21 protein-coding genes are annotated in these 23710 nt (G+C 75.4%); 8 read left to right on the top strand and 13 right to left on the bottom strand.

The window, feature by feature from the left end; translation table 11 throughout:
• Positions 1–309 precede the first annotated feature (309 nt).
• The 4 genes from GTY84_RS30540 to GTY84_RS30525 all read right to left on the bottom strand — a co-directional run bounded on the left by GTY84_RS30540 (position 310) and on the right by GTY84_RS30525 (position 2232).
• Entirely contained in the window at positions 310–531 is a 222-nt protein-coding gene (locus tag GTY84_RS30540) for a DUF6087 family protein (protein ID WP_345943575.1), read from the bottom strand.
• 499 nt (positions 532–1030) lie between these two features.
• Complete coding sequence (locus GTY84_RS30535) at positions 1031–1438, bottom strand: hypothetical protein (protein ID WP_161229645.1); 408 nt, start codon at positions 1436–1438, stop codon at positions 1031–1033.
• 114 nt (positions 1439–1552) lie between these two features.
• Complete coding sequence (locus tag GTY84_RS30530; RefSeq protein ID WP_161229644.1) at positions 1553–1918, bottom strand: hypothetical protein; 366 nt, start codon at positions 1916–1918, stop codon at positions 1553–1555.
• Positions 1915–2232, bottom strand: a complete 318-nt coding sequence (locus GTY84_RS30525) for a hypothetical protein (protein WP_237532805.1) — start codon at positions 2230–2232, stop codon at positions 1915–1917. The genes GTY84_RS30530 and GTY84_RS30525 overlap by 4 nt, the downstream gene beginning before the upstream one ends.
• Before the next feature lie 1250 nt (positions 2233–3482).
• Here GTY84_RS30525 and GTY84_RS30520 point away from each other — a divergent pair.
• The 5 genes from GTY84_RS30520 to GTY84_RS30500 all read left to right on the top strand — a co-directional run bounded on the left by GTY84_RS30520 (position 3483) and on the right by GTY84_RS30500 (position 6953).
• Positions 3483–4130, top strand: a complete 648-nt coding sequence (locus GTY84_RS30520) for a PASTA domain-containing protein (RefSeq protein ID WP_161229642.1) — start codon at positions 3483–3485, stop codon at positions 4128–4130.
• 207 nt (positions 4131–4337) lie between these two features.
• Positions 4338–4907 carry an AAA family ATPase gene (locus GTY84_RS30515; RefSeq protein WP_161229641.1) on the top strand — a complete coding sequence of 190 codons (570 nt, stop codon included), beginning with the start codon at positions 4338–4340 and terminating at the stop codon, positions 4905–4907.
• A gap of 253 nt (positions 4908–5160) precedes the next feature.
• On the top strand, positions 5161–5760 hold the full coding sequence (locus tag GTY84_RS30510) for a histidine phosphatase family protein (RefSeq protein ID WP_161229640.1): 600 nt from the start codon (positions 5161–5163) through the stop codon (positions 5758–5760).
• Positions 5761–5787: 27 nt separating this feature from the next.
• Positions 5788–6474 (top strand): hypothetical protein, encoded by a 687-nt coding sequence (locus GTY84_RS30505; protein ID WP_161229639.1) that lies wholly within the window; start codon positions 5788–5790, stop codon positions 6472–6474.
• 56 nt (positions 6475–6530) lie between these two features.
• Positions 6531–6953 carry an acyl-CoA thioesterase gene (locus GTY84_RS30500; protein ID WP_161229638.1) on the top strand — a complete coding sequence of 141 codons (423 nt, stop codon included), beginning with the start codon at positions 6531–6533 and terminating at the stop codon, positions 6951–6953.
• A 402-nt stretch (positions 6954–7355) separates the two neighbouring features.
• Here the strand turns inward: GTY84_RS30500 and GTY84_RS30495 are convergent, their stop codons facing one another.
• The 6 genes from GTY84_RS30495 to GTY84_RS30470 form a co-directional block, all read right to left on the bottom strand.
• Positions 7356–8783, bottom strand: coding sequence for an 8-oxoguanine deaminase (locus GTY84_RS30495; protein ID WP_161229637.1), 1428 nt, complete (start codon positions 8781–8783; stop codon positions 7356–7358).
• Between the two features lie 258 nt (positions 8784–9041).
• Complete coding sequence (gene pucL / locus GTY84_RS30490; RefSeq protein ID WP_161229636.1) at positions 9042–9989, bottom strand: factor-independent urate hydroxylase; 948 nt, start codon at positions 9987–9989, stop codon at positions 9042–9044.
• A gap of 146 nt (positions 9990–10135) precedes the next feature.
• Complete coding sequence (locus tag GTY84_RS30485; protein WP_161229635.1) at positions 10136–10555, bottom strand: hydroxyisourate hydrolase; 420 nt, start codon at positions 10553–10555, stop codon at positions 10136–10138.
• Positions 10552–11067 (bottom strand): 2-oxo-4-hydroxy-4-carboxy-5-ureidoimidazoline decarboxylase, encoded by a 516-nt coding sequence (gene uraD, locus GTY84_RS30480; RefSeq protein ID WP_161229634.1) that lies wholly within the window; start codon positions 11065–11067, stop codon positions 10552–10554. The genes GTY84_RS30485 and uraD overlap by 4 nt, the downstream gene beginning before the upstream one ends.
• Before the next feature lie 617 nt (positions 11068–11684).
• Positions 11685–12053, bottom strand: a complete 369-nt coding sequence (locus GTY84_RS30475; protein WP_161229633.1) for a helix-turn-helix domain-containing protein — start codon at positions 12051–12053, stop codon at positions 11685–11687.
• Positions 12050–12301 carry a thiamine-binding protein gene (locus GTY84_RS30470; protein WP_161229632.1) on the bottom strand — a complete coding sequence of 84 codons (252 nt, stop codon included), beginning with the start codon at positions 12299–12301 and terminating at the stop codon, positions 12050–12052. Before GTY84_RS30470 ends, GTY84_RS30475 begins: the two co-directional genes overlap by 4 nt.
• 136 nt (positions 12302–12437) lie before the next feature.
• On the opposite strand from GTY84_RS30470, the gene GTY84_RS30465 reads away from it, so the two are divergent.
• Positions 12438–13295 carry a TIM barrel protein gene (locus tag GTY84_RS30465; RefSeq protein ID WP_161229631.1) on the top strand — a complete coding sequence of 286 codons (858 nt, stop codon included), beginning with the start codon at positions 12438–12440 and terminating at the stop codon, positions 13293–13295.
• Between the two features lie 207 nt (positions 13296–13502).
• Here GTY84_RS30465 and GTY84_RS30460 read toward each other — a convergent pair whose 3' ends face one another.
• Both GTY84_RS30460 and GTY84_RS30455 read right to left on the bottom strand, forming a co-directional pair.
• The gene (locus GTY84_RS30460) at positions 13503–15113 is read right to left on the bottom strand and encodes an AMP-binding protein (RefSeq protein ID WP_161229630.1); all 1611 of its coding nucleotides are present in this window, start codon (positions 15111–15113) and stop codon (positions 13503–13505) included.
• Positions 15110–16783, bottom strand: coding sequence for an AMP-binding protein (locus tag GTY84_RS30455; protein WP_161229629.1), 1674 nt, complete (start codon positions 16781–16783; stop codon positions 15110–15112). Before GTY84_RS30455 ends, GTY84_RS30460 begins: the two co-directional genes overlap by 4 nt.
• A 120-nt stretch (positions 16784–16903) precedes the next feature.
• On the opposite strand from GTY84_RS30455, the gene GTY84_RS30450 reads away from it, so the two are divergent.
• Complete coding sequence (locus GTY84_RS30450; protein ID WP_161229628.1) at positions 16904–17743, top strand: LuxR family transcriptional regulator; 840 nt, start codon at positions 16904–16906, stop codon at positions 17741–17743.
• Between the two features lie 1005 nt (positions 17744–18748).
• Entirely contained in the window at positions 18749–21589 is a 2841-nt protein-coding gene (locus tag GTY84_RS30445; protein ID WP_345943574.1) for an AAA family ATPase, read from the top strand.
• Between the two features lie 952 nt (positions 21590–22541).
• On the opposite strand, the gene GTY84_RS30435 is transcribed toward GTY84_RS30445, so the two are convergent.
• Positions 22542–23648: a winged helix DNA-binding domain-containing protein gene (locus GTY84_RS30435; protein ID WP_161229626.1), complete on the bottom strand. Its 1107-nt coding sequence runs from the start codon at positions 23646–23648 to the stop codon at positions 22542–22544.
• Positions 23649–23710: the final 62 nt, after the last annotated feature.

Here is a 23710-nt window from a genome sequence, read left to right as displayed (position 1 = left end):
AGTGGGATGTCGCCGAGCGCCGGCCGGTGCCAGGATGCAGTCCTCCGCGTGCCGCGTCCCGCAGAGCGCGGCTGAGATCTGCCGCGGCCGGGGGGCTCGGGCGATCGCCGAGCAGTGCGTGAGCGGTTCCGGGGCGGGTGTCCGCCAGATCGCGCTCTGCACGAACCCTGCGTCGTCCGCCCGCCGCTCGGTGGTGTCCCCTCACAGGAGCATCGATGGCCACGAACTCGTCCGCCGCAGTTCAGCCACTTGACTCGGCTCGCCCGCGACGTCCTGACGGGCAGGCAGGCAGTGCGTGATCGCCCTGGCTCACCCGGTGTCCGCAATGCTCGACATCCGCTTCCGGGCAGCGGCCAGGTCGGGGGCGGTGCCCGTGGCCTCGTACATGAAGCCGTCCCACGGCTCCAGGGTGCGTGGCTCCTGGGGCCGCAGACGAGCGGCCCCGCCCTGCGCGGGCCGGTGGCGCCGGTAGGTGCCCGTCGGGGGCCGGCGCCGCTTGTTGCAGACGGCAAGGGGATCGTCGGCCGTCACAGGGGGAACGGCGCGCGATGGCTGGTTCGGTGGCCCGGGTCGGCGGTGCTTGCCCATGCCTTCATGGTCGCAGGTCCTGCTCGTGCTCCGGGGGCGGAGGCATGAGGAGGATTCTCCGTCCAGGACGTGCCTTCCGGGGGCTCCGAGTGTGTACGGGCGGGTGTCCGGTGCGGCCTGCCGGCGGTCCTGGTCCGTGCCGGAGGGGTGGCCGGGCGGACGGTCTCCCGGAAAGGGGGCCGGGCGCATTGCTGAGGGTCTGCGGGCCGCCGCTGCTCTCACGCATACCGAACGTGGCACTTCCACCACGTTCCGCCCCATGCAGTTCTCGTGAGGGCCGGTGCCGGACACCGGGAAGTGGCAGCGGTCCACTGCCGCCGCCCCACCCTGTACACCGCCCGGTACCTGCACCTTCCCCTCCAGCGGCGCGAGTTCGCCGCCGCAGAGGCCCGCCACGGCTCGGCGGCATTCTCCAGCACGTGCACGGCGCCCTGTACGTGAATCACCGTCGGCGGTCACGGCGGCGGACTTCAAGCCCGCTCGGCTCCGGCGTCTCGCCGAGCGCGGGCCGAGCATTCCACCGACCCTGGCCACCAATGACACCGAGGCCGCCCGGAAGTTCGCCGCCGGACACGAGCGCGTCATCTACGAGACGTTCCCCGGCCTGCCCCGCGGCGAGGACGGCCGTACCGGGGCGATCCGGGCCCAGCGCATCGATACAAGCACGGTCGGGGAACTGGAGCACCAGGTGAGACAGCCTCTCGGCGAGTGGGTGACAGGGCCGGTGCGTGCTCGGGCGCACCGGCCCCCTCGCCCAGTTCGCGGCAGCCGCGGCGGCCCGGCGCTGCTGGATCTCGGCGATCCGCTCTTCGGTCTGGGCGAGCTCGGCCTGCGACAGGTTGTCGTGCACGCTGCGCCGCGCGGATCTCCTGGACCTGGACGACTGCGCCGTGGACGGCTCGCACGTCCGGGCTCTCAACGACATCTCAGGGGGCAGGAAGTCAAGCTGGTGGATGGAGCCGAGTCACCGGGGGCGGCCTGCTGCGCCGTGGCGGCGTCCCCTCGCACGATCGACCAGGGTGAAGACGGTCAGGGCAACCGTCGACGCGGCCCCCGTGGCCAGGGCATCCGCCACGTACCGGCCCAGGCCCGGCCGCAGGATGTCCACGAGCCCGAACAGCACGAGGAACCCCGCGAGGCAGGCCGCGACAGCGGCACGCCAACAGCGGTGGTACGCGAAGAACCATTGGGCCAGGCCCATGCCGATCAGGGGTGCAGGGGACAGCTGCGGCTCGTCGAGGGCGGCGAGTACTCCGTATCCCAGCCCGCTGACCGTCCAGCAGGCGGCGCTCACGAGTGCCGCCTCGCTCCAGGACACGGGCCGCTTCACTTGTGCCGTCCGTGCCGTCCTCCGACGGCACCACCGGCCCGACGGCGCGCTCGCCACCGGAACACGCCCGCCGCGGTCACCGAGAAGATCAGGAGCGGTCCGGCAGCCCATTGGAGCATGGCCATCGGCCAGGCCGGCTCCTTGCCGGCCAGCATGGTCGTCATCCTGCCGGCCATACCGATGCCCAGCGCCACATAGGCGAGGCCCCAGGTGCGGGCCACCCATACGGGGCCCCCGATCGGCTGCGGCGGCCGGTGCGGACGGAGCACGGCCCGCCCGCCCAACCACATGCAGCCCAGTGCCAAGACCGTCATGAACACTCCCCCGGCCGTGTCCAACGCATCGGTCCGGATCCCGGGCATTCGCGCCACGCTCTTCTCACGTCATGCGGCTCCCAACGCCAAGGCCGCCCCCGGTCAGCATCATGGCAGTCCGGGCGCGGCACCTCAGGTGCAGGGCACGGCAGAGGGCCGGAGCGGCTGCCTTCCGGAATCCGGCAACCTCGTACTCGGGCGGGGGCACGCACGCCCACTTCACCGGCCCCGCCGTCGCACTGAAGGCCCTGCTCCGCAGACGGCAGGAGTTCCCGGTCCACGAGGCGCACACCGCCGGCCTCACCCGGCGCTTCCACCACGCCGCCGACACCGTCGGTGCCCGGCTCCCGCGGTGGCCGGCCACCGACGGCGTTGGCGCGCAGGTCGTCGCGGACCGCACCAGCGTCCCGGCGGGTGGAGCGCAGCAGGTGCTGCACCGGCCCGGGTCGGGAAGAACCGGCCCGTTCGGCCGACTGCCGGCAGTTCTTCCGTTCGGTACTTGACAGCTCCGAGCAGGTGGTGGGCGCGGGCGGCCGCCCGGGGTTCCACTCGCCCGAACCGACCCGCGATCCGGGCCATGAACTGGTCGGACATCGCCCGCCAGTGAGCAGGGCCTACGCTATGGCCCGCAGCCGTCGCATGAGTTTCAGGAGTCCACAACCCCTGATGGTCACACTGCCGCCGTACCCGTTCCCAGCCGGGTCGACACACTCGTGCCGACGGGACCGAGTTGTCCTCTGCGAAGTGGACACACCGTCCGGCGACCCCAGGGGGCGGGGTGGTGAGTCGGGCGAAGTGTGACTTGAGCTCGGCGAGACCGATCCGCCGGTCGCCGTCGGTGTCAGCTGCTCGGACGAAGCCGGCGAGCCTCGTCCCGTCGAGGGTGCCGTCATCGGCCAGGCCGTAGTCCCCCAGTTCGCGCAGCCGGATCTCGCCGCTTCCGTCCGTGTCGATTTTCGCGAACACGGCCTCGGCACCGGTCATCTGGGCCGTCTGACCGTCGTACCGCCAGGCGCGAAGGTCTTGGTCGTGGCGCCCATGGTCGGAACGATCTTCTCGCCGTCCTCGCGGCTGCCCTGATCAGGACATCCCTGCCGTGCGGGTCGCAGACGGCGCACGTCTCGTACTGCAAGCCGCCCCGGCCGCGCGGGGCACCGCGAGGGACGGAACGAGACGCCTCACTCCCCGCTCCCGCGCTTCTGCCCTACCGTGAGTCGTCTCGGCCGCCGCACTCGGGGAGAACCAGGATCTTGCGCACCCACATCGTCACAACCGCCCTGCTCTGCACCGCCGTTCTCGCCGGAACGACGGCGTGCGAGCCCGCGGACAGCTCGGCGCCGGGCGGCTCCGGCGGCACGTCGGCACCGGCCGACCCGGCCGGGAGCGCGCCGCCGAAGGAAGACGGACACGCCGGGGAAGACCTCACGGTGCCGGACGTCGTGGGCATGGGGCTGCAGTCGGCCCAGGACAAGGCCCAGGAGACGGGCTTCCTCGCGCTCGGATCGCACGACGCCCTCGGCCGGGGGCGCATGCAGGCCTTCGACCGCAATTGGAAGGTGTGCAGCCAGACCCCGGCGGCCGGCACCCGCGCACCGTCCGACACCCGCCTCGACTTCGGCGCGGTGAAGCTCCGCGAGGAGTGCCCGGCCAAGGAGGAGAGGGCACCGTCCACCGACGACGGGAGGATGCCGGACTTCAGGGGGAAGTCGGTCAAGGCGGCCCGGCACGCACTCGGCTCGAGCGCGTCCCTCACGGTCGACGACGCGTCGGAACGGGGCAGGATGGTGCTGGTGGAGTCCAACTGGCGGGTCTGCACGCAGAGCCCGGCCGCCGGGGTCGCGGCGAACGGACAGCCGGTGGCGCTCACGGCGGTCAAGTTCGGCGAGTCCTGCCCCTGACCCGGCGGTTTCGTCCACCCCATCCGGCCGCCGTCGGCGCCCCGTGGCGGACCGGGCCCGGTCCGTCCCGTCGGACCGCCCGTCCGGGGGCGACGACGCGCGGCGGGCCGCCTCACGCACGCACCGGCCCCGTCGCACGGCCCTGCCGCATGCCGCCCCCGCGCCGGGCGACTCCCTCCCCCGCGGGACGGCGTAGCCTGGGGTCCCGTGATCGTATGGCTCAACGGCACCCACGGCGCGGGCAAGACGACGACAAGTCTGCTCGTGCAGCAACTGATCCCGGATTCCCGGGTGTTCGACGCCGAGAAGGTCGGCGAGACACTCATGGACATCACACCGGGGCTGCCCGCCACGGACAACTTCCAGCACTGGCCGCCCTGGCGGCCGCTCGTGGTCGAGACCGCCCGCCGCGTCCTCGACTACACCGGCGGCACCCTGGTGGTGCCCATGACGGTCCTGGTCGAACGGTACTGGCGTGAGATCGGCGCGGGCATCGCCCAGTACGGCATCCCCGTCCGGCACTTCGTCCTCCACGCCGACCAGGAGACCCTCCGTCGGCGCATCGCGGGCGACACCGTCCTCGGCCCGAACTCCCCGTTCCGGCTCCGGCACCTCGAACCCTACGCGGAGGCGGCCCGCACATGGCTGCACGCCGAGGCCGAGGTCGTGGACACCACGCAACTCACCCCCGCCCGGACCGCACGACGGATCGCGGAGGCACTCGACACCGGGAAGAACGAGGCCCACGCCCGCCCGGCGCCACCACCCCACGGGTGACGAAGCCCCACCGGACCGGCCGCCGCTCGCACACGACCGCGGTCGAGGTCCGGGGCCCGGGGACCCCGGGGGTCCCTGCGGCCGCCGGCTCCTCTCCCCCGGCCCGGCGGAGCGGTGGGCGGGCCCGGGGAACGCCGGCGTGCGAGGGGACGCGTCCGTGCCCCGGCGCGTCCGGTACGGGACCGGCAGGGTCCGGCGCGGCCCGTCGTCGGCCTGCCCCCGCTTCCTGGTGCGCGGCCGTAGCCTGGGGAGCATGGGTGATCTCTTTCTGGTGCGGCACGGGGAGACCGAGTGGTCGCGGTCCGGGCGGCACACCGGGCTGACGGATGTGCCACTGACCGGGACCGGGCGGGAACAGGCCCGTGCCCTCGTGCCGTTCATCCGGTCGCACCGGATCGGGGCCGCCCTCGTCAGCCCCTCCCAGCGGACCCGGGAGACGGCGGAGCTGATCGGACTGCGCGACGCGCGGATCGAGCCGGACCTGCACGAGTGGGACTACGGCGGCCACGAGGGCGTGACCACGTTCGCCATCCAGCGCTCCTGGCCGGACTGGTTCCTGTTCACGGACGGTGTCCCCGCCGGGCCGCCCGAGCATCCCGGGGAGAGCCCCGAGCAGGTCGGTGAGCGGGCCGACCGGGTGCTGGCCACCGTGGACGCCGCCTTCGCCGATACCGAGGGGTGCGTGGTGCTGGTCTCCCACGGGCACTTCCTGCGCGTGCTGACCGCACGCCACCTTGGGCTGCCCCCGTCGCACGGCGCGATGTTCCAATTGGGCACCGGGGCTCTGTGCCGGCTGGGTACGGAGCACGGGCGGCCGGTGATCGCCGCCTGGAATGTCCGACCCCCGTCGTAGGCTCGCGGGCGAGGGAAGGGGGAGTCCGTGACACGACCGCCGACCGCCGCCCAGAGGCGGGTGATCGACGCCGCCGAGCCCGGCACCGGGCGGCTGCGGGGCACGAAGGCGCAGCTCGCGGCGCTGGTGGAGCGAGGGCTCGCCTTCCGTCATCCCCGTCCGCCGCACGACTGCTTCCTGACCCCGGCGGGGCACCGCCTGCGCGAGGCGGACGACGGGGCGGACGCCCCGGCCGGGTCCGCGCCTCCCGCCGGTGCCCCGGGCACCGCCTCCGCCCGGACCTCCGGCTCCGGCTCCGGCTCCGACGGCGTGTTCGCCGCCCGGGTCGGCGGTGAGGAGCGGCCGCCGGACGCCGGTGCGGCCGCCCGGCTGCGCGAGGTGCGCGGCGCCTGGCAGGGCCTGCTGGAGCTGCGCCGGATGACCCGCGCCGACGGTTCCCCGGAGCTGCCCTGCGACTGGGAGCGTGCCCATCTGGTGCGGGCCGCCGCACTCGCCCTGGAGGCGGCCGGGCACCGGCCCGCGGCCGGCGCGGACGGTGACGGCTACCGGGTGCGGGCGACGCCGCAGCCCGAGGCCGTCGCCGTGTACGAGGCCGACCCCGACGCCCGGCGGGCCTGCGCGGTGACGCTGGAGGCGGCCGGCTGGCACGTCGGGGAGCACACCGAGCCGCGTACGCGGGTGTGTTGGCTGCTGGCCTCCCCGCGCAAGGTGTGACGGACCACCGTGACAGGATCGGGAGACCAGCGCGTCGACGAGAGAGGCAGCAACCGGTGAGCGAGCCGTTTTCCGTTCCGGTGACCGTCCGCGGGTACGAGACGGACACCCAGGGGCACCTGAACCAGGCCGTCTATCTGAACTACGCCGAGCATGCCCGCTGGGCGCTCCTGCAGTCGGCCGGGATCCGGCAGGCCGATCTGGTCGCCCGGGGTGTGGGGCCCGTCGCCCTGGAGACGACCATCCGTTTCCGGAGCGAACTGGTCGCCGGTGACGAGGTCGAGGTGACCTGCGTCTTCGAATGGGGCGAGGGCAAGACTTTCCGGATCGGGCAGGTCATCCGCAAGGCCGACGGCACGGTCGCGGCCGAGATCGAGGCCGTGGGCGGTCTCATGGACCTCGGGGCCCGCAAGCTGCTGACCGAACCCGGGAAGCGGCTGGCCGAACTGGCGTCGGACCCGGCTGCGTTCGGGCAGTAGCCACGGGAGCCCTCCGCCGGGCGGAGCGACTCCTCCCTGTGGGACACCTCCGCCCCGTGGGGCACATCTGCTCAGTCGGCGCCTCCGCCCCGTGGGGTACTTCCACACCGTGGGACGTCCACACCGTGGGGCGGGCCGGTGGGCGCGAGCGCACCGGTGGCGGAGCCTCCGCCCGCTTCCGTCAACCCGCCCACCCGTCCCTCACGGCGTCCTGCCGCCGCACGCGAGCTGGGCACCCCGCCCCTCCGTCCACAGACCGTCCCGCTCGCGCGTCCGCCCGTGGCCGTATCTGCCGGGCATCGGGGTGCCGGGACCGGCATCCGCCCGGGAGCCGGTCCCGGCGCCCCCGCCCCACGCGCGCCACCTCGCCCCGCCCGCCCGGCGCCCCGGCGCCCCCGGGCGTCACCCCGTCCGCGGGTCCGGCGCCCCCGGCGTCCGCCTCAGCCCCCCGGCGGCGAGACGGGCGAGCCGTCGGGCCTCGTCCCGGGTGGTGCGGGCGACGGCGTCCTCGTCCAGGGTGAGCAGCCGTCCGTTCCCGACGATCTGCCGTCCCCCGACGAACGAGGCGGTGACCGGGGCGGCGGCGCCGAGGACGAGGGCCGCGACCGGGTCCGCGATGGAGGCGTGGGCGAGGGTGTCCATCCGCCAGAGCACCAGGTCGGCGAGCTTGCCGCTCTCCAGGGAGCCGGTCTCGGCGGCCCGGCCGAGGACCCGTGCCCCGCCGTGGGTGCCCAGGCGCAGCGCGTTCCGGGCGGTCAGGGCGGCCTGCCGGTGGACGCCGAGCCGGTTGATGAGCAGGGCGTTGCGCAGTTCGGTGTGGAGTTCGCCGGACTCGTTGGAGGCGGTGCCGTCGACACCGAGGCCGACGGGGACCCCCGCGGCGAGCAGGTCGGGGACGCGGGCGATCCCCGCGGCCAGGCGGGCGTTGGACGACGGGCAGTGGGCGACGCCGGTGCCGGTCCGGGCGAAGGCGGCGATGTCGGCGTCGTTCATGTGGACGCAGTGGGCCATCCACACGTCCTCACCGAGCCAGCCGGTGGACTCGAAGTAGTCGGTGGGACCCATGCCGAAGCGCGCGTGGCAGTACGCCTCCTCCTCGGCGGTCTCCGAGCCGTGGGTGTGCAGCCGTACGCCGAGTTCGCGGGCCAACTCGGCCGACCGGTGCATCAGTTCGGTGGACACGGAGAACGGGGAGCAGGGGGCGACGGCGATCCGGACGAGGGCGCCGAAGGAGGCGTCGTGGTGTTCGGCGACGGTGGCGGCGGTGGCGGCCAGGGCGTCGTCGAGGCTCTCCACGGCGAAGTCCGGGGGCAGTCCGCCGTCGGACTCGCCGCGGTCCATCGAGCCGCGGGCGAGGGTGAGCCGGACGCCGGTCTCGCGGGCGGCGCGGATGACGGCGCCGGACAGGTCGCCCGCGCCGCGCGGGTGGACGTAGTGGTGGTCCACGGCGGTGGTGACGCCGCCCCGGGCCATCATGGCGAGGGAGCCCTGCGCGGCGGCGTGGACCATGGGCTCGTCGATGCGGGCCCAGACGGGGTAGAGGGCGACGAGCCAGTCGAAGAGGTGGTGGTCGGTGGCCAGGCCCCGGGTGATCCACTGGTAGAAGTGGTGGTGGGTGTTGACCAGGCCGGGGGTGGCCAGGTGCCCGGTCGCGTCGATGCGGCGCACGACGCCCGTCAGCCCCTCGGGGGCCGCTCCGGGGCCGACGGACTCGATCCGGTCCCCGGCGACGACCAGATGGCCGCAGGCGTACTCGGTGTCGTGCGCGTCCACGGTGGCGACGGCGCAGTTCTCGATGACGACGCGCTCGGCCGACGGTGATGCGGCCATGCTGGCTCCTTGTCCTTCGGTGCGGTCCGTCGGCGGTGCGGGCACCCGTGGCGCACGGCGGCGCCCCCGGCCGGGGCCGGTTCCGGGACCTCCGGGCCCCGGCTGCCCGGAGGGCGGTGCGGCGGAGGGCCGTTCGGCGGGAGGGTCCGCACCCGCCGCGGGGCCGGGAGCGACCCGGCGGGTGCGGAGGGAGATCGTAGGGTCCGGGAGAGGTGAGGGACCCGGCGGGCACGGGCGGAGAGGGAAACCCCGCGCGGGTCAGAGGGTGGTGAGGTCGGCGGGGATGCGGGCCTCGCACCCGGCGCGGAGCACGGTGCCCTCGATCAGCCCGTAGGGCCGGTCGGTGGCGAAGTACACCTCGTTGTCGTTCCCGAGCCCGAAGGGCTCCAGGTCGACCAGTATGTGGTGGCTGTTGGGCAGGGAGAAGCGGACCTCGTCGATCTCGGCCCGGTGCTCGATGATCCGCGCGCCCATCTGGTAGAGGGTCTGCTGGAGCGAGAGCGAGTAGGTCTCGGCGAAGGCCCGGAGGAGGTGCGTCCTGACCTGCTCGTAGGAACTCTCCCAGTCGGGCGCCTCCTGGGTGTCGTGGCTCCAGCTGAACCGCCAGCGGCCGGAGACCGAGGTGGCGAGGACGCGGTCGTGGGCCTCCTGGAGGGTGGTGTACCCGTCCCTGGCGAAGCCCCGGAACTCGGAGTGGGTCGAGTTCAGCACCGTCAGGTCCCTCAGTCCGGAGACGACCTCCCAGGTGCCGCCGTCGTAGGTGATCTGCGCGGTGCGGACCTCCTGGCCGCCGCGGACGAAGGAGTGCCCCGTCCCGGCGCCGTCCGGGGAGCCGGGCCCCGTCCCGGAGGCGGTGACGCGCTCCCAGGCGTACTCCTCGACGCGGACGCGGGCGCGGTGCACCGGCTCCCGCGAGGTGACGAAGTGCCGGGCGAGGTGGATGCCGAACTGCTCGGCGGACGCGATGCCGTGCTCCTTGGCGAAGACGAACACGGTGTTCTTGACGGTGTCGGTGGGCAGGACGTGGGCGTTGGAGCCGGAGTGGTGGACGTCGTCCAGGTCGCCGGAGAGGGCGACGGAGACGTTCAGGTCCTTGATGTGGTGGGTGGCGCCGTCCCGGGTGATCCGGACGACGCGGTTCTCCGCCTTGCCGTACTGGTTCTGGCCCAGCGTCACGGGACGGGCGGTGCGGGGGTCGACGGCCATGTGCCTGCCAGGGCCTTTCTCTCGGGCCTCTCGGGCCTCTCGGGTGGTGTCGCGGTCGGAGGCGGTGCGCGCCCCGGCCCGGTGCGCGGACGCCCGCGCCCGCCCGCGCGGGACCCCGGGCCCCGGGCGGGCTCCGGAGGAAGGGTTCAGCTCCCCCGGTACACGGAGTAGCCGAACGGGCTGAGCAGCAGCGGCACGTGGTAGTGCTCGCCGGGGACGACCGCGAAGACGACCGCCACCTCCGGGAAGAACGCCCCCGCCGCGCCGGCCCGCTCCGCGAGGGCGTCCGGGACCGGGGCGGCGGTCCCCCGCACCCCGGCCCGGTCCGCGCCGTCCCGTTCGGCGTACGGCTCCACGGCGAAGTCGAGCCGTGCATGAGTGGTGCCCTCCGGCACGGCGGGCAGGGCCGCGCAGCGCCCGTCCGGGCCGGTGGTGCCGCCGCCGAGGCCCCGCCATTCGTCCGTGCGCCCGGCGCGGACGGAGAGCCGGACGGCGACGCCCCGGGCGGGGCGGCCGGTGCCGGTGTCCAGGACGTGCGTGGAGACGGAGGCGGTGGCGCCGCTCATGCGGGAGCGTCCGGTCCGACGAGCCGCCCCAGGCGGAGGCGGTTGATCCGGCCCAGTTCGCGGCGGACGACCTCGCGCTCCCGTTCGGGCGGATTGCCGATCCGCTCCCTGGCCGCGTCCCGCAGCTCGGTGCCGGTCCGGCCGGCGGCACAGACGAGGAGGACATGGCCGAACTTCTCCCGGTAGGCGCGGTTGAGCGCGAGCATCTCCTCCCGGAGAGCGCCGGGGACACCGGACATGCCGGACTGTTCGCGGACGGAGACCGGATCGCCCGGCGGGGGGCTGCCGATCGGCGGGTGCGCCGCCAGCGCCGCGGCGAGATCCTCCGCGGTGAGCCCGGCCGTGGCCGCGTCGGACGCCGCGTACAGGTCCTCGGCGGTGGTGAAGGGCCGTGCGGCGAGCAGGCGCCGGGCCCAGGCCGGGGCGGCGCACACCTCGTGGAGCACGGCGAGCGCCGCGGACTCCTCCAGGGCGTTGATGCGGGCCGGGCCCGGCGCGGGAAGTGACGTCACGGCAGCCTCCGTGGCCTCGGGCTGAAGGGGCGTTCCGCCAGCTAACGCCCCACGGGGCGGACCGTCAACAGTTTGTTGAGTATTCGGTACGGGACCGGCCACCGCCCGGCGACGGGGGTGGGCTCACCCATGGGGCCACGGGCGAGGACACGGGAGGAACGCGTCGAGGCGCGGCGCAACGCCGTTGTCCTCGGGCGGAGTTCGGGGCGGCACCCCGGCGGAGCGGCGGACGGGCCGCGACCGGACCGGGTCACCGTCACCGCCGGGAGCCGGGCACCCTCGCCCTCGGCCCGACCGCCGCCGTCGGCGGCGGTGGCGGCGGACGCGGCGGCAGCGGACGCGGTGGCGGCGGACGCGAACTCCGTCAGCGGCCTCTCCCAAACGCCCGCACCCTGATGAATCCGGCGCCGCCACCGGGTCGCCGTCGCGTCACCGCGCCCCTTGGCACAGCCGCGGTGAGCGCGCGGAAGCGCCACCGCGAGGCCACGACGCCCCCGCCACCGGCCGGGCCACCCGCCGCCCGGCGCCCCACCGCCCGGGCGCCGCCCCGCGCGGAACCGGGCCGAGCCCACGCCGAACCGCGCCGGGCACGCCGACCGCGCCGACCGCGCCGGGGATCAGATCCCCTTCTCCCGGTTGAGGTAGTTGTAGACGGTGAAGCGGCTGACCCCGAGAGCCCCGGCGACGATCTCCACGCCGTGCCGCACGGTGAACGCGCCGCGCGCCTCCAGGGTCCGTACGACCTCCTGCTTGGCCTTGCGGTCCAGTTCCGCGAGGGGCCTGCCGTGCCGGCGCTCCATCGCGGTCAGTATCCGGCCGAGCGAGTCGGCCAGCCGGGGCAGGCGCACGGCGGCCACGTCGGCGCCCTCCCAGGAGAGCAGCACGTCCTCGGCGCCCGCCGCGCCCGGAGGGAGCAGTTCGCCGCCGACGGCGTCGACGAGGGGCTTGACGGCCGCGAGGAACGAGTCCCGTCCGGTGCCGGTCACCGCCCTTCCTCCCCGGCCACATTGACCTGGAAGGAGATCCGGGTGGCGCCCGCCGCCAGGGTGCTGCGCAGCAGCGCGTCCACGGTGGCCAGCACCGCGTCGGCGCCGCCCTCGACCGTGTTGCCGAACGGACCGACGTCGACCGTGTCCAGCCCGGCGCCCTCCACCACCCGGCGGGCGACGGCCGCGTGCGCGGGCACCTCGTCGAGGTCGAAGGGTTCGGTCGTGAACTCCACTCTCAATCGCACCCGGTCAACCTAACGTCCGGTGACCGTTTCCGCCGCCCCCTTCCGAGAAGCCCGGAATCCCGGCGATATCCTTCCGTGGAGCAGAACGCGTACGCCACCATGCGGAAGCGTCCAGGACGGAAGGGAGCGTGGCCACATGCCGGGATTCGATCCCAGCCGAGCCGCCGGCCACCGGTTCGACGTCAACCTGTCGATCCTCTTCACCGAACTCCCGCTCCTGGAACGCCCGGCGGCCGCCGCCGCGGCCGGGTTCACCGAGGTCGAGCTGTGGTGGCCCTGGCCCGACACGCCCACTCCCCCGCGCTCCCGGCTCGACGCCCTGCGCACGGCCATCGAGGCCGCCGGGGTCCGGCTCGTCGGCCTGAACTTCTACGCCGGGATGCTGCCCGGTCCGGACCGCGGCGCCCTGTCGGTGCCGGGCGCGGAGTCGGACCGCTTCCGCGCCAACGTCGACGTCGTCGCGGATTTCGCCGGATCGCTGGGCTGCACCGCGCTCAACGCCCTTTACGGGAACCGGATCCCGGGCGTGGACCCGGCCGCGCAGGACGAACTGGCGCTGGAGAACCTGGTGTCGGCCGCGCGGGCCGCCGCCCGGATCGGGGCGGCCCTGCTCGTCGAGGCGCTCAACTCCACCGACTCCCCGCACTACCCGCTGGTCTCCGCCGAGGCCGCGGTGGCGGTCGCGGACCGGGTCAACGAGGCCACCGGACTGGGCAACGCCGCCTTCCTGATGGACCTCTACCACCTCGCCGTGAACGGTGAGGACCTGGAGCGGGTGATCGACCGGTACGCCGGGCGGACCGGCCATGTGCAGATCGCCGACCACCCCGGCCGGGGCGTCCCGGGCACCGGGACACTGCCCCTGGCGGAGCTGCTCGCCCGGCTGCGCGGGGCCGGATACGGAGGCCGGGTCGGACTGGAGTACCTGCCGGGCGGACGGCGCGGCGCCGACGCCTTCGACTGGCTCCCCCGCGAGGCCCGTGCCGCCCGCTGACCCCCGCCCGGCACCCCGCACCCCGCACCCCGCACCCCGCACCCCGCACCCCACACCGGGACGACTCCGGTCCGCGCGGCGGCGGTTCCTCCCGGCGGGACCGCCGCCGGACCACGACCGGCCCACACGGACACGGCACCCCGGGGCACGTCCCCGGGGTCCGGGCACCCCCGCCCGGCGCCGGTCGCGGGCCGGCCGGCCCCGGCGCTACGCCCCGTGGTTCTCGCGCAGTTCGACCTTGCGGACCTTCCCGGAGACGGTCATCGGGAAGGAGTCGAGGTTGGCCACCTCGCTCGGCACCTTGTAGTGCGCGAGCCGCCCCGCGCAGTAGGCCCGCACCTCCTCCAGGGTGAGTGGGTCGGCGGGGTCGCGCGGGATGACGCAGGCGAGGACCGCCTCTCCGTACCGCTCGTTCGGCACGCCGACCACCTGGATGTCGGCGATCTTCGGATGGCCGTGGAGGAACTCCTCGATCTCGCGCGGGTAGATGTTCTCCCCGCCCCGGATGATCATGTCCTTGATACGGCCGACGATCTCCACGTAGCCGTCCTCGCGCATCACCGCCAGGTCGCCGGTGTGCATCCAGCGGCCGGGGTCGACGGCCTCGGCGGTCCGCCCGGGCTCGTCCCAGTAGCCGAGCATCACGCCGTAGCCGCGGGTGCGCAGTTCACCGGTGGCGCCCCGGCCGACGGTGACGCCGGTGGCCGGGTCGACCACCTTGACCTCGATGTGCGGCAGGACGCGGCCGACGGTGCCCGTGCGGTGCTCCAGGTCGTCGTCGATCCGGGTCTGGAGGGAGACCGGGGAGGTCTCGGTCATGCCGTAGCAGATGGAGACCTCCGCCATGTGCATCTCCGAGACCACCCGCTTCATCACCTCCACCGGGCAGGGCGAGCCCGCCATGATCCCGGTGCGCAGCGAGGAGAGATCGTAGGAGGCGAAGTCCGGCAGGTCCAGCTCGGCGATGAACATCGTCGGCACCCCGTACAGGGAGGTGCAGCGCTCCCGCCGCACCGCCTCCAGCGTGGCCGCCGGGTCGAAGGAGGGGGCGGGTATGACGATGCAGGCCCCGTGGGAGGTGGCGCCCAGGTTCCCCATCACCATGCCGAAGCAGTGGTAGAAGGGGACGGGCAGGCAGATCCGGTCCTCCTCCGTGTAGCCGATCGTACGACCCACCCAGTAGCCGTTGTTGAGGATGTTGTGGTGGGAGAGGGTGGCCCCCTTGGGGAAGCCGGTGGTGCCGGAGGTGTACTGGATGTTGACCGGGTCGTCGCAGCTCAGTTCGGCGGCCGCCGCGGCCGTCCGCTCCGGCGGCACCGCGGCGGCCCCGGCGGTCAGCGCGTCCCAGGACGGGTCGCCGATGTAGACGGTCTCGCGCAGCGCCGGGCAGCGTCCGCGGACCTCCTCGACGATGGCCCGGTAGTCGCTGCTCCGGTGGGCGAGCGAGGCGACCAGCAGGCTGATCCCGGACTGCCGGAGGACGTACTCCACCTCGTGCGCCCGGTAGGCCGGGTTGACGTTGACCATGATGACGCCGATGCGGGCGGTGGCGTACTGGACGAGGACCCACTCGGGGCAGTTGACCGCCCAGATGCCGACCCGGTCGCCCTTGACGAGGCCCTTGGCGAGCAGTCCGCGCGCCACCTCGTCGACGGCGGCGCCGAACTCGGCGTAGGTCCAGCGGCGTCCGGAGGGCACATCGACGAGGGCCTCGCGGCCGGGGTGGGCCGCGACGGCACGGTCCAGGTTGGCGCCGATGGTGTCGCCGAGGAGCGGGTGGGTGCTGGTCCCGTGGGCGTAGGACGGCCGGGCGGTCACCGGAAGTCCTCCTCGCGGTACTCGGTCCCCGAACCGGCGGCGGTCGCCTCGCGCAGCTCGATGCGGCGGATCTTGCCGGAGACGGTCTTGGGCAGGTCCCCGAACTCCAGGCGCCGGACGCGCTTGTAGGGGGCGAGGGCGGCGCGGGAGTGCTCGAACAGGACCTTCGCGGTGTCCGGGCCCGGCTCCCAGCCCGCCGCCAGCACCACGTACGCCTTCGGCACGGCCAGGCGCAGCGGGTCCGGCGCCGGGACGACGGCGGCCTCCGCGACGGCCTCGTGCTCCAGCAGGGCGCTCTCCAGCTCGAACGGGGAGATCTTGTAGTCGGACGCCTTGAACACGTCGTCGGCCCGTCCGACGTACGTCAGATAGCCGTCGGCGTCGCGGGAGCCGATGTCGCCGGTGCGGTAGTAGCCGCCCGCCATGGCCTCGGCGGTGCGGTCGGCGTCGCCGTGGTAGCCGGTCATCAGGCCGACCGGGCGGTCGGAGAGGTCGAGGGCGATCTCCCCCTCGTCGACGCCCGCGGCCCCGCTGACCGGGTCCAGGAGTTCGACCCGGAAGCCGGGGCTGGGGCGGCCCATGGAACCGGACTTGAGCGCCTGGCCGGGGCTGTTGGAGATCTGCACGGCCGTCTCGGTCTGCCCGAAGCCGTCCCGGACGGTCACCCCCCAGGCGCGCCGGATCTGTTCGATGACCTCGGGGTTGAGCGGTTCCCCCGCGGCGACGATCTCCCGGGGCGGGGTGGCCAGCCGGGACAGGTCGGCCTGGATCAGCATCCGCCAGACGGTGGGCGGGGCGCAGAAGGTGGTGACGCCCGCGCTGTCCATCTCGGCCATCAGCCGGGACGGGTCGAAGCGGGTGTAGTTGTGGATGAAGACCGTCGCCTCCGCGTTCCACGGCGCGAACAGGTTGGACCAGGCGTGCTTGGCCCAGCCCGGCGAGGAGATGTTCAGGTGCACGTCGCCCGGCTTCAGCCCGATCCAGTACATGGTCGCCAGATGGCCCACGGGGTACGAGGCGTGGGTGTGCTCGACCAGCTTGGGGCGGGCGGTTGTGCCCGAGGTGAAGTAGAGCATCAGCGGGTCGTCGGCACGGGTGGCGCCGTCGGGGGCGAACCGCGCGGCCGCCGTGTACACCTCCTCGTAGGGCAGCCAGCCGTCCACCGGGGCGCCGCCGACCGCGATCCTGGTGAAGTCGCCGGGCACCTCGGCGAAGGTGGCGGTGTCCTCGGCGCGGGCGATCACATGGCGGACCCGGCCGCGCTCCACCCGGTCGCGCAGGTCGGCGGCGCCGAGCAGGGTGGTGGCCGGGATGACGACGGCGCGCAGCTTCATCGCCGCGAGGGCGGTCTCCCACAGCTCCACCTGGTTGCCGAGCATGACCAGGACCCGGTCCTCGGCACCGACGCCCCACTCGCGCAGCCGGTTCGCCACCCGGTCGGACCGCTCGGACATCTGCGCGAAGGAGACCCGCGTCTCGGAGCCGTCCTCCTCGACGATGTGCAGGGCGGTGCGCTCGTTGCCCGCCGCGATGACGTCGAACCAGTCCACGGCCCAGTTGAAGTACGGGGGGCGGGGCCAGGTGAAGCCCTCGTAGGCCGCGGTGTAGTCCTCGCGGTGCTCCAGCAGGAAATCCCGCGCGTCGCGGAAGAGCTGTGTCGCCGTCGTCATCTGTCCTCCTCGGTGCCGGGCCTTGCCGCGCGGCTCTGTCATCGTGTAGTCCGTGACGAAGGTCTCACTACCCCCGAACGGGGGGTGTGCCCCGGACGGAGCGGGAAGAGGGCGGAACGCGTGGCGACGGCGGCCGACACGGCGGAGATCCGCGGCGCACTGGCGCGGCTGCGGCGGACGACCGGGCTGCCGGTCGCCTTCGGCGGGGTGGTGGAGCCCGGCCGGCGGCAGATCCGCATCAGCGAACTGAGCGGCACCTCGACCGGCGCGCTGAGCGCCCTCGCGGTGACCTCCGGCAACGGGCTGGGCGGCAAGGCCGTGGCGCTCACCCGGCCGTGCGCCGTCGCCGACTACTCCGCCTCCCGGCGGATCAGCCACGAGTACGACCTGCCCGTCGCCGCCGAGGGCCTGCGCTCGGTGCTGGCCGTGCCCGTGGTGGTGCGGCGCCGGGTGCGCGGGGTGCTGTACGGGGCGCTGCGGACGGCCGAGCCGCTGGGCGACCGGATCCTGAGCGCGGCGGTGGAGGCGGCGCGGGACGTGGAGCAGGCGCTGGTCGTGCGGGACGAGGCGGCGGAGCTGCTGGCCGCGGCGCGGCCGGAGCGGGGGCCGGGGCCCTGCGGGGCGGACACGGCGGTCTGGGAGCGGGTGCGGGAGGCCCACGCCGCCCTGCGGGCCCTGGCGCCGCGGATCGACGACCCGGCGGCGCGGGACGAGCTGCTGCGCGCCTGCGGACTGCTGACGGCGGGCCCGGCCCCCGGTCACCCCGCCCTGCCGGCCCCCCGCGAGATCGACGTCCTGGTCCGCGTCGCCGCCGGGGACACCAACGCGATCGCCGCGGAGCGGCTGGGGCTCGGGACGGAGACGGTCAAGAGCTACCTCCGCTCCGCCATGCGGAAGCTGGGCGCCAGGACCCGCGGCGAGGCGGTGGCGGCGGCCCGCCGGGGCGGCTGGCTCCCGTAGCCCGGGGCCCGGGCCTCCGGGGGCGGGCAGCGGTGCGCGTGCCGGAGGGCGCGGCGCCCTGCCGGGGCCCTACGGGCCCGGAGACGTGCGCCGAAGGGCACGCCCCCGGGTGGGCGGCCCCGCACGGGGCGGGGCGTCTCCTGCGGAGCGGCGGGCGGAACGACCCGTTCAGCGCGCCCCTTGCGGGCGGGAAGCCGGTACGCGTGGCCGGACGGAACCTGCCTAGGCTCCAGAAAGGGACCGCCCCTACGGGCAGGAGAAGGCCCCCTACGAGGGACGTTGCGCTCGGTGACGCGCACTGCCGCAGACCTCCCACGGGGCCGGTGCGGACGGAGCCCGTACGAGGTGGGTGCGCCGGAGCGGGGCCCGCGCAGGGCGGCCGTGGGGGCACGCGATCCTCACGGGACCGCGACGGTCCCGGGCGCGGGCCCTACGGGCCCGGCCGGGGGCGGACGTCCTACGGGGCCTGTGCGGAGGGCGCGCGACGGAGGTGGCGCCCCTGGGTGGCGCACCTGGGCGGCGGCCCGCACGGGGCGGGGCCGTCTCCCGCGGAGCGGGCGCGGCGACCTGTGCCGCGCGTCCCCACGGGGCGGGAGGTGCGCGTCTGCCGGGCGCGGGGCCCACGGGACGGCGGGGTGGCTCCGCCCCGGTGGGGTCATCCCCTGCGGGTGCGGAGGGAGGGAGTGCCCGCCCGGCGCGGACGCCCCCACGGGTACGGACCGCGTGCCCGCCCGGCGGGGTCCCTCCCGCGTGTACGGAGGGGGCCACCCGGAGGGGACGCCCCTACGGGACCCGAGGGTGCGCCCGCGCGCCAGGGGCGGTCCCCTACGGGACCGTGGGGCGGGTTCCGGGGCCGGGACCGGTAGCCGTGGGCGCGGTCGCGGGAGGTGGCGGGGTGTTCGGTTTTGCCGGGTTGTTATTCGGGTCACGTTCTCCGGGTCTGCTTGAGGGGATGGGCCGCTGCCTAGTATTGGCCCGAACACGACGGCGGAGGGAGCGGTGCACGTGGGAGGGGACGTCCAGGAGCCCGCCGGGGGCCCTTCCGACCTGGTCACCGACCTGCTCATCGGCCGTGAGGAGCCCTGCGGCTCCGCTCGGGAGCAGCTCGACCGCGGCGGCAGCGTCCTGCTCCACGGCCCCGCCGGGATCGGCAAGTCGACCGTGCTGCGCGCCCTGGCCGCCGAGCACGCCCGCGACGCCCGCGCCGTGCTGCGCTGCTCGGCCACCGAGACCGAGTCCCATCTCCCCTTCCTCGCCCTCGCCGACCTCCTCGGCACCGTCCTGGACGACGTGGCGGACGCGCTCCCCGCCGCGCAGCGCACCGCGCTGGAGTCGGCGCTGACCGGGCGCGGCGAGTCCACCCTGCAACGGGACGGGCTCGCCCTGCGGCTCGCCGTGCTGGCCACGCTGCGCGCGCTCGCCGCGGAGGGCCCGGTCCTGGTCGTCGCCGACGACCTGCAGTGGCTGGACCCGGCCAGCGCCGAGCTGCTCGGCTTCGCCGCCCGCCGTCTCGGCGACACCCGCGTACGGCTGCTGTGCGCCGTACGGACCGAGGGGCCGGAGTCACGGGACGCCGAGTACCACCGGCACCTGCGGGCCTCCCCGCCGGACACCCTCGCGGTACGGCTGGGGCCGCTGAACCGCGCCCAGGTGTCCGCCCTGCTCGACCGGCGCGGCTACACCGGACTGCCCCGCTCCACGGTCCGGGACATCCACCGCACCAGCGGCGGCAACCCCCTCTTCGCCCTGGAACTGGGCCGCGCCCTGGCGGAGAGCCCCGCCGCACCCCGCCCCGGCGAGCCCCTGCCGGTGCCGACCTCGCTGCGCGACCTGGTGCTCAGCCGGCTGGACATGCTCTCCGAGGAGACCCGCCGCACCCTCCTGGTGGCGAGCGCGGGCGCCCGCCCCACCCCGGCCCTGCTCCGCGCGGCCGGCCGGGAGCAGGCCGAGGCCGAGACGGCGCGGGCCGTGGAGCTGGGCCTGCTGACCACCGATCCGGAGGGCCCCACCCTGCGCTTCGCGCACCCCCTGATCTCCGCCGCGCTGTACGCCGAGGCACCCGCGCCGGAGCGGCGGGCGGTGCACGCGGCGCTGTCCACGGCGGCGTCCGACCCGATAGAGCGCGCCCGGCACCTGGCCCTGGCCACCACCGGCACCGACCCGGGCGTCGCCGCGCGGCTCGCCGGGGCCGCCGCCCTGGCCCGGGACCGGGGCGCGCCCGCGGTGGCCGCCGCGCTGGGCCTGCTCGCCGCCCGGCACACCCCGGCGGACGGCGGCCCCGGCCCGGACGGGCGCCGGGTGGTGGCCGCCGAGGACGCGATCCTCGCCGGTGAGGCCGACCTCGCCCGGGACATCGCCCGCGAGGTGCTGGCCCGGTCCACCGCGCCCGGCGAACGGGTACGGGCCTGGATGGTGGTGATCGAGGCGGCCGGTCAGGCCATCGGCGAGGTCGACGCGGTCTTCCCGCAGGCCCTCGCCGACGCCGGTGAGGATCCCCGGCTGCTCGCCCTGGTCCACTACCAGCTCGCCTGGCGCGGCCTGGTCGTGCAGGGCGACTTCGCGCAGGGCCGCGACGAGGCGGCGCACGCGGCCGAGCTGGCCGCGCGGGCGCGGGACCGGCGCACCGAGCTGATGGCGCTGGCCCTGCGCGCCCAGGCCGAGACCCTGATGGGGCACCCGGACGCCCCGGAGACCATTCGACGGGCGTTGCAGGAGCCGCAGGACCCGTGGGTGGCCTGCCACCACAACGGGGCGCGTTCGGCCCGGTTCCGCTGGCTGGTGATGGGCGACCGGCTGGCCGAGGCCCGCAGCGCCGCGACCGATCTGCTGCGCGAGGCCCGGCGGCGGGGCATGGCCGAGAGCGAGGTGCACTTCGTCCGGCTGCTGGCCGAGACGGAACTGCACTCCGGGCACTGCGCCCGCGCGCTGGAACTGGCCCGGGAGAGCCTGACGCTGGCCCGGGACGCGGGGATCGGGGAGGGCGCGGGCGCCATGCAGGCGGCGCTGGCCGAGGCCGCGGGCGGCGACGTGGACCGGGCGCTGGTGCTGGCCGGGGAGGCGGTGCGGCGGGCGGAGGAGGACGGCGACGCCGTGTACCTCTCGCGCGCCGTGGCGGCGCTGGGCCACGCCCGTCTGGTCGCGGGCGACGACGCCGCCGCCGTGCGGGCGTTCCGCCGGGTGCAGGCGCTGGAGGCCGGGGCGGGCATCACCGACCCGGCGCGCGGCCGCTGGCAGGGCGATCTCGCGGAGGCGCTGGTGCGGACCGGGGAGCCCGCCGAGGCGCAGGAGGTCATCGACGTGACCCGGGCGCACGCGCTGCGGCTGGGCCGCTCGGCGGTCCTGGCCGTGCTGGACCGCGCCGAGGCGCAGGTACGGGCGGCGCGGGGGCGGCACGGGGCGGCGGTGACCGAACTGGCGGCGGCCCGGGACCGGCTGGGCGCGCTGGGGTACGGGCTGGAGGAGGCGCGGGCCGCGTTCGCGCTGGCGCGGCTGCGGGCCGCGGAGCCCGGTCCGGGACAGGAGGCGTACGAGGAGGCGGCGCGGCTGTTCCGGCGATGTCGCGCGCTGCCGTGGCTGCGGCAGGTCGAGGCGGCGGTCGCGGACCGCGCCGCGCCGCCGACCGCACCGGCGAAGGCCCCCGCGCCGGCCTGTCTGACCGAACTGGCCGCGATGGAGCGCCAGGTGGCCGGGCTGGTCATGGAGGGCGCCACCAACCGGGAGATAGCGGCCCGGCTGTTCATCAGCGTCAAGACGGTGGAGGCGACCCTCACCCGGGTCTACCGCAAGCTGGGCATCCGTTCCCGGGTCGACATCGTCCGCCTGGCCGCCACCCGCCAACACGACTGACGGCTCCGTCGCCACGGCCCGCCGGCACGGCCGCCCCGGGCGGCGGTCACCACGCGCACGGGCCCCGGGATTCCCGCCCGCGGCCGACCGCCGCGCCGCCCCCAAGGGTCGCCCGGCCCCGCCGCACGGCCCATGGCCACCGCCCCTGCCGATGGTCGCCGCCGCACGGCCGACCGCACCGTCCCGACGGTGGCCCCTCCCCCGCTCGTGCGGAGGCGGCGCTCCCCCGGGGCCATCCCTACCCGGGACTCCCCCTACGGGCCGGGAAGGCGAGGCGGCTTCCTTCCCTCCGGGCCCACGCGCCGAACGTTTCCGCAGGTCAGGGCAGGGTTCCGGTCGATGGCTCGGGGGTGGGGGCCCGCTCCCGGGGGACCGAGGGTTTTCCCTGTGGCGGGGGACTAGGGGGTTCCCTCATTGGGGGGCGGTGGCGGCGGCCCTACCGTAGGGGTGTGCCGCTCGCCCGGGCATACGGGGGTCTGTCCCGAGACCCCCGTGCACACCCCCCACACCCGGGCGAATCCCCCACCGGCAAGCCCTGAGGAGACTCATGTCCGGGTTCACCCGCGCCAGACCGGCCGCCGCCCCGGCCCGTACCGGCGCACCGACCCGTGCCGGCGGCATGGACACCTGCCAGGGCGACAGCGGCGGACCCCCGGTCACCGGGGGCGTCCTGGCAGGGACCATCTCTTCCGCGGCCCGGCTCCCGCTTCCGTAGCCGCCCCCCTCCGGCCCGGCGGCCCGCCCCTTCTTCTCCGGCGGCCCGCCCGCTTCCCCGCGGTCCTCCCGCACCGGTCCACGTCCCGCGCCCGGCCGGTGCCTCCCTCGCGCACCCCGGATGTCCTGAGCACCCCTCAGGTGAGATGCCGGGGGGCGTTGCGGGCCTCCACGAGCGGCCCGCAGCGCCCCCTTTCCAACCCCTCCGGCCCGGCCCCTCCGACACGCGGGGGCCGGGTCAGCCGCGTACCATCCCGAAGCGGACACCGCGGCTCTCCCCCGGATGCATGACCGCCAGCATCCGCTCCCCCTCGGCGGTGATCTCCGCCCGCTGTCCGCCGGTCGGCGGCTCGAAGGTCTCGACCACGAGGGCGTCGTCCGTCAGCACCCACAGCCCGGCGAGGAAGCCGTCCACCAGGAGGGTGCGGTACGCCTGGTTGCCCTTCCAGGTGCGGCCCTTGTGGCGGGGCGGCACGACGCGGGTGCGGTCGGCGTGGGAGAGCAGCAGGTTGTCGAACTCCGGGAGGAAGCGTGGCGGCGCCGGGGTCTCCGGGTCCGGGCGGGGCGCGTCGGGGAGGTCGAACAGCTCGGTGCCGCCGGGGTCCCGGAAGGTGAGGAGCCGGGGACGCAGCCGCTCGAAGACCTCCCGCGTCCGGGTCAGCCCGGACCACCTCTGCAGGTCCTTCACGGACGCCGGCCCGAAGGCGGCGAGGTAGCGCAGCACGGTGGCGTCCGGCGCCGGGGCCGGCTCGGACGGGCGTCCGAACCAGTGCTCGGCGGTGGTGAGCGCGACCTGACCGCTCCTGCCCCACACCCCGCGCGGGGTGACCTGGACGAGGGGCAGCCGGCAGCGGGCGGCGACCGCCAGGGAGGCCGGGTCGGCCTCGGGCCACCGGGCGCCCAGGGCCTCCCGGAGCTGCCCCATGGTGCGCGGCTCCTCCTCGACCAGCTCCCGGGCCAGGACGGCGAGGGTGTCGAGGTCGACCCCGGTCAACCCGGCCCGGAAGTTGCGCAGTTCGCGATCGCGGGCGGCCTGCACCAGCGGGCGCAGGGTGAGGCAGTCGTCGGCGGTGTGGGTGTGGACGGTGGAGCGCAGGGTGACGATGCGGGCGACCCGGCGGTCGGCCATCGGCCGGGCCAGGTCGTCGGGGGCGAACCCGTCGAGGCGGGCGGCGAGCGCGTAATAGGGCGGCTTCACGTTCTGCGCCTGGAGCCCGACCAGATGGCCGACGGCGGCCTCGGCGGACATCGGCGCGCGGCACAGCAGCGCCTGCCGGGCGAGGGTCGCTCGGTTGAGCGCCCGGGTGCCGAGCGCGGGGGCCGTCGGGGATGCCTTGGAGGTCATGCGGGCACGGTAACGCCCATGGAGGACGGATTCCGCCCTCCGCCCGACGGGCGTCCGCGGGG

The sequence above is a fragment of the Streptomyces sp. SID8352 genome (assembly GCF_009862265.1).
GTDB lineage: Bacteria > Actinomycetota > Actinomycetes > Streptomycetales > Streptomycetaceae > Streptomyces.
Note: the sequence above shows the minus strand (reverse complement) of the source record. Positions and strands in the feature narration are given on the sequence as shown.

Coding starts and splice junctions, on each gene's coding strand:
- GTY84_RS30525 (WP_237532805.1), bottom strand. CDS start 2,232: ATGACGGTCTTGGCACTGGGCTGCATGTGGTTGGGCGGGCGGGCCGTG.
- GTY84_RS30510 (WP_161229640.1), top strand. CDS start 5,161: ATGGGTGATCTCTTTCTGGTGCGGCACGGGGAGACCGAGTGGTCGCGG.
- GTY84_RS30495 (WP_161229637.1), bottom strand. CDS start 8,783: ATGGCCGCATCACCGTCGGCCGAGCGCGTCGTCATCGAGAACTGCGCC.
- pucL (WP_161229636.1), bottom strand. CDS start 9,989: ATGGCCGTCGACCCCCGCACCGCCCGTCCCGTGACGCTGGGCCAGAAC.
- GTY84_RS30485 (WP_161229635.1), bottom strand. CDS start 10,555: ATGAGCGGCGCCACCGCCTCCGTCTCCACGCACGTCCTGGACACCGGC.
- GTY84_RS30465 (WP_161229631.1), top strand. CDS start 12,438: ATGCCGGGATTCGATCCCAGCCGAGCCGCCGGCCACCGGTTCGACGTC.
- GTY84_RS30455 (WP_161229629.1), bottom strand. CDS start 16,783: ATGACGACGGCGACACAGCTCTTCCGCGACGCGCGGGATTTCCTGCTG.
- GTY84_RS30435 (WP_161229626.1), bottom strand. CDS start 23,648: ATGACCTCCAAGGCATCCCCGACGGCCCCCGCGCTCGGCACCCGGGCG.